This window comes from Erythrobacter ani, assembly GCF_019204025.1.
GTDB lineage: Bacteria > Pseudomonadota > Alphaproteobacteria > Sphingomonadales > Sphingomonadaceae > Erythrobacter > Erythrobacter ani.
In genome coordinates, this window is the sequence record NZ_JAGSPB010000001.1 from 979,505 (window position 1) to 994,046 (window position 14,542).

Here is a 14,542-nt window from a genome sequence, read left to right on the forward strand (position 1 = left end):
CCCCCCATGAGCAGACCCTGGCCCGATATCCCCTACGAACCCTGGGCCGAAACCTGCGCTGCGCTTCACCTGATGAGCCAAGTCGTGGGCAAGGTACGGATCGCCCACACGCCGTGGGTCAATCATTCCTGGCATGCCACGCTCTATGTGACGCCGCGCGGTCTCACGACCGGCCCGATCCATCATGAGAATGGTTGCCTGACGCTTTCGTTCGATTTGCAAGACCACTTGCTCGTTTGCGAGAATGCGAGCGGGTGGCGAGCCAGCACCGAACTTGGCCCCACCAGCATTTCCGATTTCACGGCCGGCGTAGGTCGTCTGGTGGAGGGGGCCGGGGCTGTGTTCGATATCCACGGCGCGCCCAACGAAATACCCGATCCCGTTCCGTTCGCCGAGGATCATGTCCAGCGGCCCTACGATGCGGACGCGGTCGAGCGATTTCATGACGCGCTTCTCCAGATCGACAGGGTCTTTTCGCGTTTCAGCACCGCTTTTCTGGGCAAGACATCGCCCGTGCACCTGTTCTGGGGATCGTTCGATCTCGCCGTCACGCGCTTTTCGGGCCAGCCCGCGCCCGAACATCCGGGCGGCGTGCCGTATTTGCCGGATGCAGTGACGCGGGAGGCGTACAGTCATGAAGTGTCATCGGCGGGTTTCTGGCCGGGCAATGGGGGTGCGGGTGAAGCCATGTTCTATTCCTACGCCTACCCGGTGCCTGAAGGGTTCTCGGCCCAAACTGTCGAACCGGACAGCGCGCGATGGGATAGTGAGCTGGGCGAATTCGTGCTCCCTTACGAAGCCGTCCGCACCTCCGAAGATCCTGAAGCGACGCTGTTGGCGTTTCTCCAGTCGACCTACACCGCCGCATCGCGGTGCGCGGACTGGGACGCAGCGCTCAACACATCGCTTCAGAAACCGGGCATTCCCCGCACGGTTTGAGCCTTAGCGAGACTTGGAACTGCGACGGCAACCAACAGGTTGATCCAGGTGTCCCACCGAACCCACCCCGGCGACATTCACTCCGGCTATATATTGAACCTACCGTCCGCACCGGCGGCCCAGGACTGAGGGCGATGCGCCCATACTTCCGCGCTCAATTGCGCCCATTACCCCGGCGAGAATATCGCACGCATGGCGGCAGCAAAAAGGCTGCGCGGGCCGCACCGTTTGCAATGGCAACGTGCCCCCGACGACCGCGCCTCTCGCGGCTTTGAAATCGGGTTACAAAGGACTTTTATGGTTTTTTAGCCTCAATCGAGGCGCTAGGCGTATCTATCTTCCGCAAAAAATGGATTCGCAATGTCCTCAAGAGTGCCGGTTCAAATTCTCGGAAGCTGCGCAACACGTGATGCTTTCGATTATCCGTTTGCAGACTGTCTTGACCTTTTGGACTACACCGCCCGAACCAGTCTAGCATCGCTCGTATGCAATGCTCGGATCGAACAGCCGGTGTTGAATCAGATCCCGTCCAGTTTCCAACGAAGGATGGTTAAACGCGACATGTCCAAGCAATTCTGGCATCGGGCGGCAAGTTATCAAGAAAGCGTGCTGATTGTCGACTTGGTGGATGATCGCTTTTTCCTGCGCCGTTTCGAAGATGGCACTGGCCACACCATCTCTGCAGAATATGCCAAAGCAAAAAAATACTGGTCCAAAGACAAAAGTGATGTTTTGAGATTTAGCGATGAGAAATTCAAGAATTTCTGGTCGGAGGGTTTTGAAAAACTATCGAAGCTGGTCGAGAGCTCCGCAAACATCCAATTGTTGGTTAATTGCGTGTATTTTTTACCGACCGCCCCGGACGGCATTAACGGTGCACAACAAACACAAATGATGAACAAATACTTGGAGAATCGCTATGATTTATTCCGTTCGCGCTTTGGTGATGATGCTCTCATTGAGTACCCCGATACACTGCTGGCAACGGATGCGGGCCATAAATGGGGGCTAGCGCCTTACCATTACTCGGAAGACGCCTACCGCCACTTTGTTGAGCAGGTCCGCCAACGAATCTAAGTTGAAAGCCAAAATATGGGGCGAAAAACTCGTGAAGCTCGCCGCACCTTGCTTAGCCATCACCGCTTTCCAGCGATCCTCGCTTTATGTGCTCAGTTCAAAAAAGCGACAAGGCGTAAATCAAACTGCAGAAAAAGACAGGCAAGCCGAACAAGACTCGAGTCTGTATCTCCTGCCTTCGGAATCGCCAGAAACGCGCATTAAGGTGTAACTTAACAATACCAGAATGTGCACACTAAATTTTTGTACTGTATTAAGTGCATTCTAAGTAATTGTTTATGGCTCGCATTTTCGGTTCTGATTTTACACCTCCTCCACTGACATTTCATTGATCTAATCACACCGTTGCCTTCAACGGCATGATCGCAATGCATTTCCTGAACAATAGTGTCGGGTAGAAGGCACTCGCCAAGGCAACGCCCTGCGAATTGGGCACCGCGCCTAGGGTGTGCCCCGCGATGCGACCCATCGTCTTAGTCAGATTGTCGTGGCTGGAAAACTCAATGGCGTAGGCGATGGCAGCAATGGCAGCGCAGTTATTTGATGGAGCGGCGGCTCCAACACGCCAAGCGCGCGCTAGAGGCGGCGAACGACAGTTTCGGATAAGCTCGACTGGCCCGCACTGTACAAATTGGCAGCGCAACCTTCCCCCGAAAAGCGATCAGTCACTACCGACGCGTGAAAACCGCAAGGGGATCGGGCCGGTGTGCAGAGCGTTCCAGAATTTGGCGCCGCCCTTGCGAAGAGTGAGGACGTTGACCACGGCGCGCTTCGCCCATCGTCAACCGCCCCGGATATGCCGAGCAAGATTATGTAAGGCCGCAGAGCCGAGCGATGCTATAAACTCAGCTTATGTATCCAAGCGAAGGGTGAAGGAGGCCGCACGCATGACGACACAGCCTAGCTTCGCCGATTGGTACAAGCAGGCCTATGCCGGCTTCCCGCAGGAGCACCGCGCAGCGGGCGCATCCGGGCTGGAAATGTTCCATGTCGAGCAGGATAGCCACGAAACCGTCGATGAAATGGGTGACAACCATGCCTTGGTGCTGGTTCATAAGGGGCCGTCCAATTCCGTTTGGGATTTTGGATATGGCAAGAGCGAAGCTCTTGCTACCGACAACGCACTCATGGTTCAGCCTGCGACCAGTGCGCCGGAAATGCGCATCGAAGGCCGTCATTCTCTGACTATGCTCGCATTTCCGGCTTCATCTTGCGACAGGTTATTGGGTCAAGACGCGACAGCAGGCTTAGATTTTGCTCCGCTGACGAGAGACATTACGTTCCGCGACCGTGAGACCCGGCACCTGGTGCTTTCGCTGTGGGACACCTCCGCGCGCGAAGGGCCGATGGCGGGGTTGAAGGTCGACAGTCTGTTTCAGCTGCTGCTGATCCGGCTGACCGAATTGTCCGGCGCGGCGCTCAAGAACGACAGCAATGCCAGGCTGTCCGCCGAGGAGATAAATGCCGCCTGCGCGATGATCGAGGATTGCCTCTCCGACAAGCTCACCATTCCGCAAATCGCCGCCGAGATCGGGATCTCGCCCTATCACTTCGCCCGCCAGTTCAAGGCGCAGACCGGCGATACGCTGCACGGCTATCTGATGGAGCGGCGGCTCGAACGCGCGAAGCGGGCGCTCGAAGCGGCCAACGATGGCATCGCCGATATCGCCTATGATTGCGGTTTCTCCAGCCAGCAGCACATGACCAGCGCCTTCACCAAGCACCTCGGCATCACGCCCGCGCGCTATCGGCGCGAGGTGAGCGGCTGAGCCGCCGTTTCGATTGAGAACGATAGTTTCGAATAAGCTCGATTGGCCCGCGCTGCGCAATTGGGCAGCGCAACCTTCCCGCGAAAGGCGATCAGTCGCCACCGACGCGTGAAAACCGCAAGGGGATCGGGCCAAGGTACCAGCATGAGCCATCCGCCGACTGGTCAAACCGCGCGCTCGTACCGATCTGGTCTGCAAGGTCATGAATCAATTGCGTGCCCGTACCCGGAATGGGCGGCGCATCACTCTCCGCATTGCCGACACCGTCGTCGCAGACGGAGATGTTGAGGCCCAGCTCATCCCTGGCAAACCGCATGGTGACCGTGCCCGAAGAGTCAGGGAATGCATATTTGCAGCAATTGATGACCATTTCACAGATCATCAGGCCAAGCGGGGTCGCGATGCTGGGCGGGACGCTGAGCTTTTCGCAATCCACGCCGATTGACACCCCTTCAGGCGCCATCGCGGATTCAAGCTGATCGGCCAATTCGCGCATAAAGGCGCATAGATCGACCCGGATTTCAGCATCATCGGTGTAAAGATGGTCGTGCAGCAGCGCCATCGTCTGCAGCCTTTGGCGGATGTCGCGCATACTGTTCGAGCCGCTGCGTTCGTGTGAGCGCGTAAGGCTGGAGGCGAGCTGCAGTGCGTTCCGGGTGCGGTGATGCTCTTCGCGCATCAGCACCTGCTGGAGCCGCGCTACCCGTTGCTGGGTTCGCCAGGCGTGGGCAAGCAGGCCAGCGATGATCGCGAGCGCCAGCGCTCCGCCAAGCGCGGATATGGTCCCCATGCGCTGACTGTCGAGCTGGCTCGCGCGCAGCGCATTCTGCTGTTCAAGCAGTTCGATATTCCGATCGCGGTTACGCAATTCGAACAGAGTTTGCGTGTTGACGGAAGCCTTGACCTTCTCGGCCTCAAGCCAGTCGGAATGCATATCGAGCGCGTAATTCGCATAGCGTAGCGCTTCGTCACGCTGCCCTGTTCGCTCAAGCACATCGGCCATGGTTCGCGCATATGAGACCGCCCAATAGCGATGTTCGCCGTTCAGCATTTCGCGGGGATCGTCACCGGGTTTCATTCCAGCCAGCTCAGCGCCCTTGAGCAGCGAATCGAGCGCCGCATCCCTTTGCCCCTCATCGAGTTCGCGCGCCGCAAGCCAGACGTATGAATTGGCCGCCTCCATCGGACTACCAAACTCGGCGCTCAAAGCTGCGCCTTCGCGTGCCATCCGGATTGCTTCCCCGCGACGGCCCAAGGCATCGAGTGATCTTGCATGCCAGAAATAATTGTATCCGAGCCCGGCAGAGTTCCCATTCTTCAGGTCGATCGCCGTTGCACGCTCATAATAGGGCAACGCATCCTCGTGTTTCTGCATATCGGTGTAGCTGGACCCGATATTCTTGAGGATGGCAGCGTAATTGTGCGTATCGGTTCGCCCGCTTTCTTCCAGCGCTTGGCGGCCTTCCTCGTAAAAGCCCAGTGCCATTTCGTAATCACCCAGGTCGTACACGATATTTCCCAAGGTGATATTGCTGAGAGCAGACAGAACCCTCGCTCCCTCATGATCGCCATAATAGTCGGCAAGCTGCCGGGTAAATTCAATTGCATCGACTGTATCACCGCGAGCCTTGGCCAGCTGCCCAGCATAATGGAGACGATCGCGTTTGATGCGAGGGGCGCTCAACTGGCTTTCAAGCTGGGAAAGACGCTCGATGACTTCTTCCAGCTCGCCCAGATTATCTTGCCGGACAGAGATCCGGCCTAGGAAATTGAGAGCATAAGCTTCAGCGAGCAGATCACCTTGACTGATCGCGACGTCACGCGCTGCGATAATTTCGGCTTCGAACGCCTCGCTGGTATCGCCCGACCTGCCGGTTAGCTTCAGCGCGCGTACCTTGGCCTCATCCTTTTTCCTGAAACTCAGTTGGCTGAGTTTTTCATGCGGCAAGCGAGAGATTTCGAGAAGCCCCTGCATCGCTGCGGCCAGATGATAACCCCGCTGGTCTACTGGACTGGTCGAAAGCGCTTTCATGCATTTTTCGGCGCGGTTGGGTTCTCCCTGTGTCGCGCTTTCTTGCGCGCGATCAAGGTCGGATAGGCTGGGATAGCAAGGCGAATCGTCGTGTAGCGCCATCGCACCGTGCGCCTGACCGACAGGGCCGGAGAGTGCTGTGGTTGACGCAGTAAGGACGAATGCGGGAAGCAACAAAAGGCCGTACTTTACAGTCATCTTTCGGGACCCTTCCCCGACCAATAATTGCCTTCAAAGATCCCCAACCGAACGGAGAACCATTTGAACGCTCGACCCAATTGAATTTCTGTTGAGAGCTTTTTCAACTCAATGTCCGCCAGCATTGCTCGATGAAGAAATTGCTAGACCGCTACAGCATCAGACTTCGTGGCACCCGGTCGCCGTACGCCGCTCCGAAGCGAAACAGGCCTCAGGCAAGGAGCAATGCAGAGTGGTTGTCGAAACAGCTGCACGAAGCCTCGGCAAGCGGTAAAACATTGACGAAAGAGACATCGGAAACTCTCCAGACAGAAGGCGCAAAGATGATTGCAATTTCGATTGGCCTTTCAGGTCCTTGAACGCAGGCTACCCGGGGTAAAGCCCATCATTTTACCCATCGTGGTGGTCATGTGCGATTGGCTGGAAAAGCCAGTCGCATAGGCTATCTCAACAATTGGGCGCGAGGTATCTTTCAGCATTCGCACCGCCTCACTCACGCGCAATTGCAGCGAGAACTGGTGGAAGGTCGATCCCGTCGCCGATTTGAACGAGCGGGCGAAGCCGAACACGTCGCGGCCGAGCAGTTCAGCGATGTCGGAAAGCGGGATGTTCTGATCGAGATTGGCGCGCAGATAGGCCTCGGCCTGCGCGACCTCATGCTCGGTCAACGGGGTGGCGGCGTTGGGTTTGCGTCTGGCGACCAGGCACAGCAGCTCGATACCGAGCTGAAGCATGTTGGCATCAGCAAGCGTGCGCCAACCCATCTCGCCCGAGCGGATCAGGCGGTCCTGATTCACGATCAGCCGGGCCAAACGCGGATGGGTGAAGGCTCGTATCGGTTCATCGAGCCGCACACCAGCAAGCTCAGGGTTCTGTTCGCGCAATTCCGCAATCAGGCCAGGGCGGAAGCTCGTCGCAATATTGGTGGTTGTCCCGCGAAAATCGTACTGCTGCAGCACGCCCGCCGGGATGAAGTGAAAGATACCGGGATTGATTGCCTCCTCGCGGCTTTCGCCGTCGTAATCCGACCACAGGCGCCCGTGCGATTCCTGCGAGAGTATGAGAGTGGCAAAGTCTGTATCTCGGATGGTAGCTTCGTGATCTGACGCGTCAAAGCGGACCTGCCGAATACCGCCATCGAACACGGAGCCCGATGGATCGACATCGAAGATGCCGTGCTCGCCGCCTTCCTCGACAGCTTCGACAAAGGTATCGCCGCGGAGCTTATTCACAGCAGCAGCCTTATCGGGGGTGTACACGACCAGCTCATGCCGTTTTCCTCACTGCGCCGGGAGTATGCCCCGCGATCCGGCCCATCGTGGTGGTCATATGGGCCTGGCTGGAAAAGCCGGTGGCGTAGGCAATACCGGCGATGGGCAGCGTAGTGTCGCGCAGCAACCGTATCGCCTCGGTCACGCGCAATTGCAGCGAGAACTGGTGGAAGGTCGATCCCGTCGCCGATTTGAACGCGCGGGCGAACCCGAACACGTCGCGGCCGAGCAGTTCAGCGATGTCGGAAAGCGGGATGTTCTGATCGAGATTGGCGCGCAGATAGGCCTCGGCCTGCGCGACCTCATGCTCGGTCAACGGGGTGGCGGCGTTGGGTTTGCGTCTGGCGACCAGGCACATCAGCTCGATGCCAAGCTGCACCAAGTTGGCATCGGCGAGACTGCGCCAGCCCATCTCGCCCGAGCGGATCAGGCGGTCCTGATTGACGATCAACCGGGCCAGCCGGGGGTGGCTAAATGCGCGCATTGGTTCATCGAGCCGTATGTCCGAAAGCTCAGGGTTTTGCTCGCGCAGCTGCGTAATCAAGCCAGGGGGAAGGCTCGTCCCGATATTGGTGGTTGTCCCGCGAAAATCATATTCCTGCAACACACCGGCGGGAATGAAATAAAATATGCCTGGATTAACGTTATCTTCGGCGCGTTCGCCGTCGTAATCCGACCACAGACGCCCGTGCGACCCCTGCGTATGTATGAGAGAGGCCGAATGTGTATCACGGATGGCAGACTGGTGATCCGAAGCGGTAAAGCGAACCTGCCGAATACCGCCATCGAACACCGAACCCGATCGATCCAGATCGAGCATGCCGTGCTCGTTGCCATCCAAGATAGCATCAGACAAGCTATCGCCTGCGAACTTGGTCAAAGCAGCCACCTTGACCCAGATAGCCGTCGGGACGCCGCGCTAATGTTTGGCCGGGACAATCCGAAAAAGGGGAATTGATTCTCGATGAAAAGCTACCTTTCAATTTCTTGCAGGATTACCACGCCCACCCATATTTGCCGAATCGCCGCCGTTTCGCCGCGAGGATGACTCCATCGGCGGCGATACTTACCGCAGCGGCAGATCGACTTGCCAGGCGATGCCGCGATCGCGTTTGAGCAATTTGATCCTCCCACAAGCGTCGCCGATGAATTCACTCACCAGACCGAGGCCCCGCTCTGGTGCAACCGGAGGCATCTCTCCCGGGAAGCCCTTGCCATTGTCTGCCACCGTCAACCGGATCGTGCCCGGCGGCAAGTGCGTGACCGCAACCGCCACCTGTCCGCATTCACCATCGGCGAAGCCGTGGCGCAGGGAGTTGGTGATCAATTCGCACAATATCAGGCCGATGGTCTGGGCATGCGCAATCGGGAGGTCGGCGGCATCCGCAATGACGATGTCGATCCCGGAGCGATCGTATATCGCCTTCAAATGCGCGCCCAGCGTTTCGACAAGATCCCGCGTCGCACCGGATGCCGGTGTGTCGATGTAGAGCAATCGCTGGACGTAAGCGATCGCCGATACGCTGCGCTGGACCATGCGCAGAGCATCGAGGGCGGTCTGCGGATCGGTACCGCGCAGAATTTCGCGTTCTGACCGTCGGGCGAGCGCCGCTACCGTCTGCAAGCTCGACCCGATCCGATGGCTGAATTCACGGAAGCACGACGGTTGGTGCTCCTCGAGCACACCGATCTGCGAGCGCTGGCACCCATCGACCCCGATTCGTGAACATTCATTCATACCATCATCATGGGAAACTTATCCGATCAGTTCTTCCACATTTGTCCAATTTCAAATTCTTGCGCAGAAGACGGTGATTTCCCGAAAGAGCATCGGGATCCGGCAGAACTCGCCTGGGAGTGCCCCCGCGCGTTGGGCCGACGGTGCGGTAACATACGTATAGTCCGATATCCGCAAAGGCTGGAGCATCAGCCTAACGCTCGAGCGGAGGTCAGATATGTGTTCCCAGATGCTGGTGCCAGTCCATCGAAAAAGGTCCGTTGCCTGGAAAGAAGAGGCATCTGTCCGGGAGGCAATTTCGCGACCTATTGGTGCGAGCGCGACGCTCTCCATCCGTGTTTTCGACCAGAGAGCGCTTGCCGGTGCTCCTTTTCTAAAGCCGGCCTACAATGAGACCATGGCGGCGGCGCGTACATGGCCGCTGGTGGCAGGGCAGCAAAATCCCGAAAGCTTCGAAAAAGAAGCGGGCAATATTGCCGAAGGCATTTGCACCCTTGCTCGAAGAATCAAGGCTGATCTCACTGTGCGTGCCTCGCACCCAACCAGAAGCTCGCTGACCGTAGGAGCTTAACAGTGATGGTGAAAAGCCTCCAGGATCACATCACCGATCACTCGCTACCCCGCATTCGAGAAAGGCTGGCTCACCCGCGCGGACCCAGCCCACTTGGCGATTTCATGCTCGGCGGGGTCGATGGAGTTGTCACCACATTCGCCGTAGTGGCAGGAAGTGCCGGTGGGCAATTGCCTGCCGCGACCGTCATTATTCTCGGCATCGCCAACCTTATAGCCGACGGCTTCAGCATGGCGGTGAGCAACTATTTGGGAACTCGTGCTCGGCAAGAGGAGGTAAAGAAAGGCCGTCAGGATGAAGAAGATCACATCAGAACCTACCCGGAAGGTGAGCGGCGTGAAATAAGGGAGATTTTTGCTCGAAAGGGACTTCAGGGCACTATCTTGGAAAAGGTCGTTGACGTGGTCACAGCCGACCGCAAGGTCTGGGTCGATACCATGATGGTCGAGGAACTGCGGTTGGACGATTTGGCAGCGCGTCCGATACGGGCGGCAGTCACCACCTACTTTGCCTTCTCAATCTGCGGACTCGTCCCCTTGATTCCGTTTCTTCTCGGCCTTGGCGATTTCGCTGCAATGTTCCTTGCCAGCTCTCTGCTAGGTCTCGCGATCTTCTTCATTCTCGGCGTGGGGAACGGATGGGTCTTGGGGACCTCCGGCCTTGTATCTGGCATTCGAACTCTCGGAATCGGCGGAGGCGCAGCAATCCTCGCTTATTCGGCCGGCCACTTGATCCGCCTGCTTATCGAGGCATGATCGTGCGGCTGCCCGCGAAGGCATCATGCTTGGAAATCAGGCTGGACGAGGCACACACAGCCCAAATGACGCTGCTCAACAACGCTGTGTCAGGTGAGGCCGTGTTTCTCGCAATCTGTTTTGAGCGATACGAGGCCAATGCAAAGGTTCGAACGACAATCACGAGCGGCGGCGGTCATTTTACCGGCATAGGTCTCAATAAGCTCACGCGAGCAATTCCTGTCTCGATCGATGGCCGCCTGGTCGGCGCACCCGATTACGAGGCCACAGCAATTCACATCGAGGCAGTCTGAACAATGAAGGTTCATCGATACAATTCGGGGAGCGCAATCCGGCGCAAGCTGTCAGCGTCTCCCGGCTTCGCAATGCTCGTACAAGTCAGAACGCGTGACGCGCCTTCCGCTTAAAAGATCTCGATCAAGTCGTGCTTCTCGTGCGGATCGCTTTGCTGACGTCACGGACGGAGCTAGAATCAAGTGAAACAGATCTAAGGAGGCTTTTGCTTGCCTGCCAGCCAAACATGCAGCTCGAGCAGACCGGGCCACACCCGTGGGTGATCTCACAGTTCCACTGGATGTCTGGTTATCTTGGGTCTGGACCAACAAGGTCTCGATTGCCGGATGGACGATCGCGATTATCGCTTTTGTACTGGTGCCCTTTCGCCGCACTCCTGCCGAGGCGCGCAGTTGGTTGCTGATTTTCTTCGCTCTGCCTTGGTTCGCGGCAGTTGCCTATTGGCTAATCGGTCGTCCATACTTTGCGAAGGGCCGTTTAGAGAGGATTGGGCGATTGCCTGACCTAGCCATGCGGATTCCCGCGCAAATCGGTAACACCGAAGCAGTACCCGCACTGTCGTCTGACAACCGCGCCGTTGCCCGCCTCGCGCAGGGTGTCGGACTATTCCCCACGGTTGCCGGTAATTGCGTCGAAATGCTGAGCGATTATCATGAAGCGTACGACAGGATCATCGCCGATATCGATTCCGCGAAGAGCCACGTGCATATCGAATTCTATATCTTCGCAAACGATGCGGTGGGTGACCGGATCCTCGCGGCGATCGAACGCGCAAACGAACGCGGTGTTCAGTGCCGTGTGCTTATCGACGCGCTTGGCTCTTATCGCTGGATTCGCGCGATCAAGCGCAGGTTGAAGCGGTGCGGAGCAGAAGTGCACGATATCCTGCCTTTACGCCGTCGGCTCAGAAGCTCACGTCTTGACCTTCGCAATCACCGGAAGATCGTGATCGTCGATGGCCGTATCGGGTATACAGGATCTCAGAATGTGTGGGATCCAACACTTCATTCAGGTCGGGCCAACAGGGACATCTTGCTCCGCATTTGCGGCCCCGCTGTCTTGCAGCTTCAGGCGGTCTTTGCGTCGGACTGGTATCTGGAAACGCTCGAAGAATTGGTGGATGGTGACTATTTCCCCCGCCTTACCCAAGATTTCGAACACCCGGCCCAGATTGTGCCCACCGGCCCTGAGAACCCTGAGACGGGCATGGACCTGATCTTTACTCAGGCGATGTACAACGCCGCCGAGCAAATCGTCATTACAACGCCTTACTTCATCCCGAACGGCGCTTTGATATCGGCGATCAAGGCTGCGGTGCTTGGCGGGGTGAAAGTCCGTCTCATCACTCCGGCTCGCAGCGATCATCGCTTGGTGGGGCTTGCTCAGAAAAGCTATTACAGCGAGCTTCTGGCGGCCGGTGTTGAAATTTACCTGTTCGCTCCGGATTTCCTTCACGCGAAGCATCTCCGGGTGGACCAGGAAGTCGCGGTTGTTGGAACGAGCAATATGGACGTGCGTTCATTTGAACTCAACGCAGAGATTGATTTCATCTCTTACGACGCTGATTTTGCAAGAGATGTGCAACAATTGGAGGAAAGCCACCTCGCTTTTTGCAAACGTCTTACCTTCGGTGAATGGAACAGGCGCTCGCTTTGGACCAAGGTGCTGGAGAATTCCGCGAGGCTGATGAGCGATCTGATCTGAACGCAAAGGAGAGGCGGACCCATGCCGGGCACCGAGTTCAAAGTCGCCAGCTACAACATTCGCAAGGCGATCGGCACCGACCGGCTGCGCAAACCATTGCGTATTCTCAGGGTCCTTGAAGAGATCGACGCGGATATTGTCGTGCTGCAGGAAGCCGATCGCCGCTTCGGCAAAAGGCAACGTGCGCTGCCCAAGTTTCTAGTCGAAGGCCACACCGATTACCGCCATGTCCCGCTTGATGTGCAGCACGATTCGATGGGCTGGCATGGCAACGGGATCCTGGTGCGCAGGGACATCGTGATCGACCATCAGGATATAATTCACATACCGTACCTTGAACCGCGCGGCGTCATTATGACCACCTTGGGCTTCAAGGGTCACACTCTTTCGGTGTTCGGCATGCATCTCGACTTGTCCGGTTTATGGCGCAACCGCCAGGCGCAGGTGATTGCCGAGCTTGCTCAGGAACAACAGAAACTAAGTCCCACCATCCTCACTGGCGACCTCAATGAATGGCGCCGGGATGCAGGTTGCCTCAGGATCTTCGGACGCCATTTCTCGGTACTGGATTGCGGGCGCAGCTTCCATAGCCGTCGACCAGTCGCTCGGCTTGACCGGATCATGCACTGCGACAAGGTCGAGGCGCTGGAATGGGGTGTTCATCACAGTTCGCTGGCGACCATCGCGTCCGACCATCTGCCTGTTTGGGCAAGGTTCCGATTCTAGCGCCCCACATCATTGTGCAGCTTCGAGTAGGTCCGATACCGTGGCAAAATTCTCTAGCGGATTGTCATCGAACAAGACGAGATCGGCACTCCGGCCCACAGCATTCCGCTCTTGAAGCAACCTTTGCTCGACAAGCAACCGACCTGGGTCAAACCCGCCGCCTGCGCCATGGATCACCAGCACTGTCGGACCCTCACCCCAGCTGACGTACTCGATCGGATCGTGACAGGTCTCGCAAAGCGACTGCTTTCCCGCTAGTTCGGAACGCCTTGCATCGGCGGCGCGATTGGCGATGATCGTCGCTGCGAACCCCAGCGTAACGACGCTGCCAAAGGCGGCCAATCCTATGCTACGATGCGACCTCATCGCTAGCGCGCCTCGTAATGCGTCAGTCGAAGATGACCGTAGGCGAAAGGCCCTTCATTCGTGAACTCATCAAGAATAAACGGTGAGGCGCATCGAAACGCTCATATTGTTTGGCGCGTCCGGTCATTCCGTCGGCACCCGGCGCGTCATACATGGTCGCCTCGAACTCCATCGCGATCTCTGTAACGACGGGGCGTCCGACCGAACCCGTGAGGGCGATGTAGCGCCGAACAGGTTCAGGAAGCGGGGCAAGGTCTTCCTCAGTGAGCACAGGCAACTGCGCGATCGGTACCGCTGCTGCTTCGGTCCTTCGCATATCGAAGGCACGTGAAAGGCCTGTCGACCAAGCGTAAAGCCCGCCGCCGAAGCCAGTCAGCAATCCGGCACCCATAAGCCAAATGATCGCGTTCCTGCCCACTGTTATTCCCATGATGCTGAGAGTTCGAGATAGTCGGAAGAAATCGTCATGAGACTAAGGAAATTGCCGTAGTTTCTGGATGATGGATGTGTGGTTCATCATGCACAGAGCATTGAACAGGAGTTGCGAATGATCGATCGAACCGAGATGGTCCAACAGCTGCGCGAACGGCTCGATAACCTGTTGGAACGCGCTGAAGTGATCGAGGATGACCTGCGCCATCCGCTCGATGCGGACTGGAGCGAACAGGCGGTCGATCTCGCCGATGACGAAGCTCTGGAAGGTGTCGACGAAACGCTGCGCGCTGAGATCCAGCAGGTCCGATATGCTCTCGCACAGATAGAGAACGATACGTATGGAACCTGCGCGCAGTGCGGCAATGCCATTAGTGCCGAGCGCCTCAAAGCACGCCCGATTGCTACGCGGTGTATCGATTGCGCAGCCTGAGACTGCGCTGCGACGCCGGAGCGTTGAGTTGTTCATCCGGAAGAGGCGATCTTGCTTGTGTCTAGCGGGATCAACGACGGATCGATCGTTAGCGCGCGCCATATCGCAGCGCCGCGATGCGTCATCGGACTGCGAGATAACAAGAGCAGCGCGCACATGTTCAGCCGACGAACGCGGCGTCATACCTCCGGGCATTTACGGATGTCGGCTTTCCACTCTCCCCGTCAATGTCCTGCC

The 14,542-nt window shown here is 57.4% G+C and carries 15 protein-coding genes; 9 read left to right on the forward strand and 6 right to left on the reverse strand.

Going from position 1 to position 14,542, the window contains the following annotated elements; translation table 11 throughout:
- The first annotated feature begins 6 nt into the window (after positions 1–6).
- From KCG45_RS04625 to KCG45_RS04635, 3 genes are all read left to right on the forward strand, one after another.
- Positions 7–939 carry a DUF5996 family protein gene (locus tag KCG45_RS04625; RefSeq protein WP_218315907.1) on the forward strand — a complete coding sequence of 311 codons (933 nt, stop codon included), beginning with the start codon at positions 7–9 and terminating at the stop codon, positions 937–939.
- A 360-nt stretch (positions 940–1,299) separates the two neighbouring features.
- Positions 1,300–2,016: a DUF6270 domain-containing protein gene (locus tag KCG45_RS04630; protein WP_255547949.1), complete on the forward strand. Its 717-nt coding sequence runs from the start codon at positions 1,300–1,302 to the stop codon at positions 2,014–2,016.
- Positions 2,017–2,903: 887 nt separating this feature from the next.
- Positions 2,904–3,785 (forward strand): helix-turn-helix transcriptional regulator, encoded by an 882-nt coding sequence (locus KCG45_RS04635; RefSeq protein ID WP_218315909.1) that lies wholly within the window; start codon positions 2,904–2,906, stop codon positions 3,783–3,785.
- A 91-nt stretch (positions 3,786–3,876) separates the two neighbouring features.
- Here KCG45_RS04635 and KCG45_RS04640 read toward each other — a convergent pair whose 3' ends face one another.
- From KCG45_RS04640 to KCG45_RS04655, 4 genes are all read right to left on the reverse strand, one after another.
- Positions 3,877–6,015 carry a tetratricopeptide repeat-containing sensor histidine kinase gene (locus tag KCG45_RS04640; RefSeq protein ID WP_218315910.1) on the reverse strand — a complete coding sequence of 713 codons (2,139 nt, stop codon included), beginning with the start codon at positions 6,013–6,015 and terminating at the stop codon, positions 3,877–3,879.
- A 347-nt stretch (positions 6,016–6,362) separates the two neighbouring features.
- Complete coding sequence (locus KCG45_RS15595) at positions 6,363–7,247, reverse strand: AraC family transcriptional regulator (protein WP_218315911.1); 885 nt, start codon at positions 7,245–7,247, stop codon at positions 6,363–6,365.
- A 34-nt stretch (positions 7,248–7,281) separates the two neighbouring features.
- Positions 7,282–8,166: an AraC family transcriptional regulator gene (locus tag KCG45_RS04650; protein WP_218315912.1), complete on the reverse strand. Its 885-nt coding sequence runs from the start codon at positions 8,164–8,166 to the stop codon at positions 7,282–7,284.
- A 186-nt stretch (positions 8,167–8,352) separates the two neighbouring features.
- A complete protein-coding gene (locus KCG45_RS04655; RefSeq protein ID WP_218315913.1) occupies positions 8,353–9,024 on the reverse strand; it encodes a sensor histidine kinase in 672 nt (223 codons plus the stop codon).
- A gap of 229 nt (positions 9,025–9,253) precedes the next feature.
- Between KCG45_RS04655 and KCG45_RS04660 the strand changes: the two genes are divergently transcribed.
- The 5 genes from KCG45_RS04660 to KCG45_RS04680 all read left to right on the forward strand — a co-directional run bounded on the left by KCG45_RS04660 (position 9,254) and on the right by KCG45_RS04680 (position 13,074).
- The gene (locus KCG45_RS04660) at positions 9,254–9,595 is read left to right on the forward strand and encodes a hypothetical protein (protein WP_218315914.1); all 342 of its coding nucleotides are present in this window, start codon (positions 9,254–9,256) and stop codon (positions 9,593–9,595) included.
- Between the two features lie 5 nt (positions 9,596–9,600).
- Entirely contained in the window at positions 9,601–10,350 is a 750-nt protein-coding gene (locus tag KCG45_RS04665; protein ID WP_218315915.1) for a VIT1/CCC1 transporter family protein, read from the forward strand.
- Between the two features lie 29 nt (positions 10,351–10,379).
- Positions 10,380–10,643: a hypothetical protein gene (locus tag KCG45_RS04670; RefSeq protein WP_218315916.1), complete on the forward strand. Its 264-nt coding sequence runs from the start codon at positions 10,380–10,382 to the stop codon at positions 10,641–10,643.
- A gap of 256 nt (positions 10,644–10,899) precedes the next feature.
- A complete protein-coding gene (gene cls / locus KCG45_RS04675; RefSeq protein ID WP_218315917.1) occupies positions 10,900–12,348 on the forward strand; it encodes a cardiolipin synthase in 1,449 nt (482 codons plus the stop codon).
- Positions 12,349–12,369: 21 nt separating this feature from the next.
- On the forward strand, positions 12,370–13,074 hold the full coding sequence (locus tag KCG45_RS04680) for an endonuclease/exonuclease/phosphatase family protein (RefSeq protein WP_218315918.1): 705 nt from the start codon (positions 12,370–12,372) through the stop codon (positions 13,072–13,074).
- A gap of 9 nt (positions 13,075–13,083) precedes the next feature.
- Here KCG45_RS04680 and KCG45_RS04685 read toward each other — a convergent pair whose 3' ends face one another.
- On the reverse strand, positions 13,084–13,440 hold the full coding sequence (locus KCG45_RS04685; RefSeq protein WP_218315919.1) for a hypothetical protein: 357 nt from the start codon (positions 13,438–13,440) through the stop codon (positions 13,084–13,086).
- A 22-nt stretch (positions 13,441–13,462) separates the two neighbouring features.
- Positions 13,463–13,870 (reverse strand): DUF6544 family protein, encoded by a 408-nt coding sequence (locus KCG45_RS04690; RefSeq protein WP_218315920.1) that lies wholly within the window; start codon positions 13,868–13,870, stop codon positions 13,463–13,465.
- A gap of 117 nt (positions 13,871–13,987) precedes the next feature.
- Here KCG45_RS04690 and KCG45_RS04695 point away from each other — a divergent pair, with 117 nt between their 5' ends.
- Positions 13,988–14,305, forward strand: a complete 318-nt coding sequence (locus KCG45_RS04695) for a TraR/DksA family transcriptional regulator (protein WP_218315921.1) — start codon at positions 13,988–13,990, stop codon at positions 14,303–14,305.
- Positions 14,306–14,542 lie beyond the last annotated feature (237 nt).

Bases quoted from the DNA above. Each gene is read 5' to 3' on its own strand.
- KCG45_RS04690 (WP_218315920.1), bottom strand. From the start codon at position 13,870: ATGGGAATAACAGTGGGCAGGAACGCGATCATTTGGCTTATGGGTGCC.
- KCG45_RS04660 (WP_218315914.1), top strand. From the start codon at position 9,254: ATGCTGGTGCCAGTCCATCGAAAAAGGTCCGTTGCCTGGAAAGAAGAG.
- KCG45_RS04680 (WP_218315918.1), top strand. From the start codon at position 12,370: ATGCCGGGCACCGAGTTCAAAGTCGCCAGCTACAACATTCGCAAGGCG.
- KCG45_RS04665 (WP_218315915.1), top strand. From the start codon at position 9,601: ATGGTGAAAAGCCTCCAGGATCACATCACCGATCACTCGCTACCCCGC.
- KCG45_RS04625 (WP_218315907.1), top strand. From the start codon at position 7: ATGAGCAGACCCTGGCCCGATATCCCCTACGAACCCTGGGCCGAAACC.
- KCG45_RS04630 (WP_255547949.1), top strand. From the start codon at position 1,300: ATGTCCTCAAGAGTGCCGGTTCAAATTCTCGGAAGCTGCGCAACACGT.
- KCG45_RS04695 (WP_218315921.1), top strand. From the start codon at position 13,988: ATGATCGATCGAACCGAGATGGTCCAACAGCTGCGCGAACGGCTCGAT.
- KCG45_RS04685 (WP_218315919.1), bottom strand. From the start codon at position 13,440: ATGAGGTCGCATCGTAGCATAGGATTGGCCGCCTTTGGCAGCGTCGTT.
- KCG45_RS04655 (WP_218315913.1), bottom strand. From the start codon at position 9,024: ATGAATGAATGTTCACGAATCGGGGTCGATGGGTGCCAGCGCTCGCAG.
- KCG45_RS04640 (WP_218315910.1), bottom strand. From the start codon at position 6,015: ATGACTGTAAAGTACGGCCTTTTGTTGCTTCCCGCATTCGTCCTTACT.
- KCG45_RS04635 (WP_218315909.1), top strand. From the start codon at position 2,904: ATGACGACACAGCCTAGCTTCGCCGATTGGTACAAGCAGGCCTATGCC.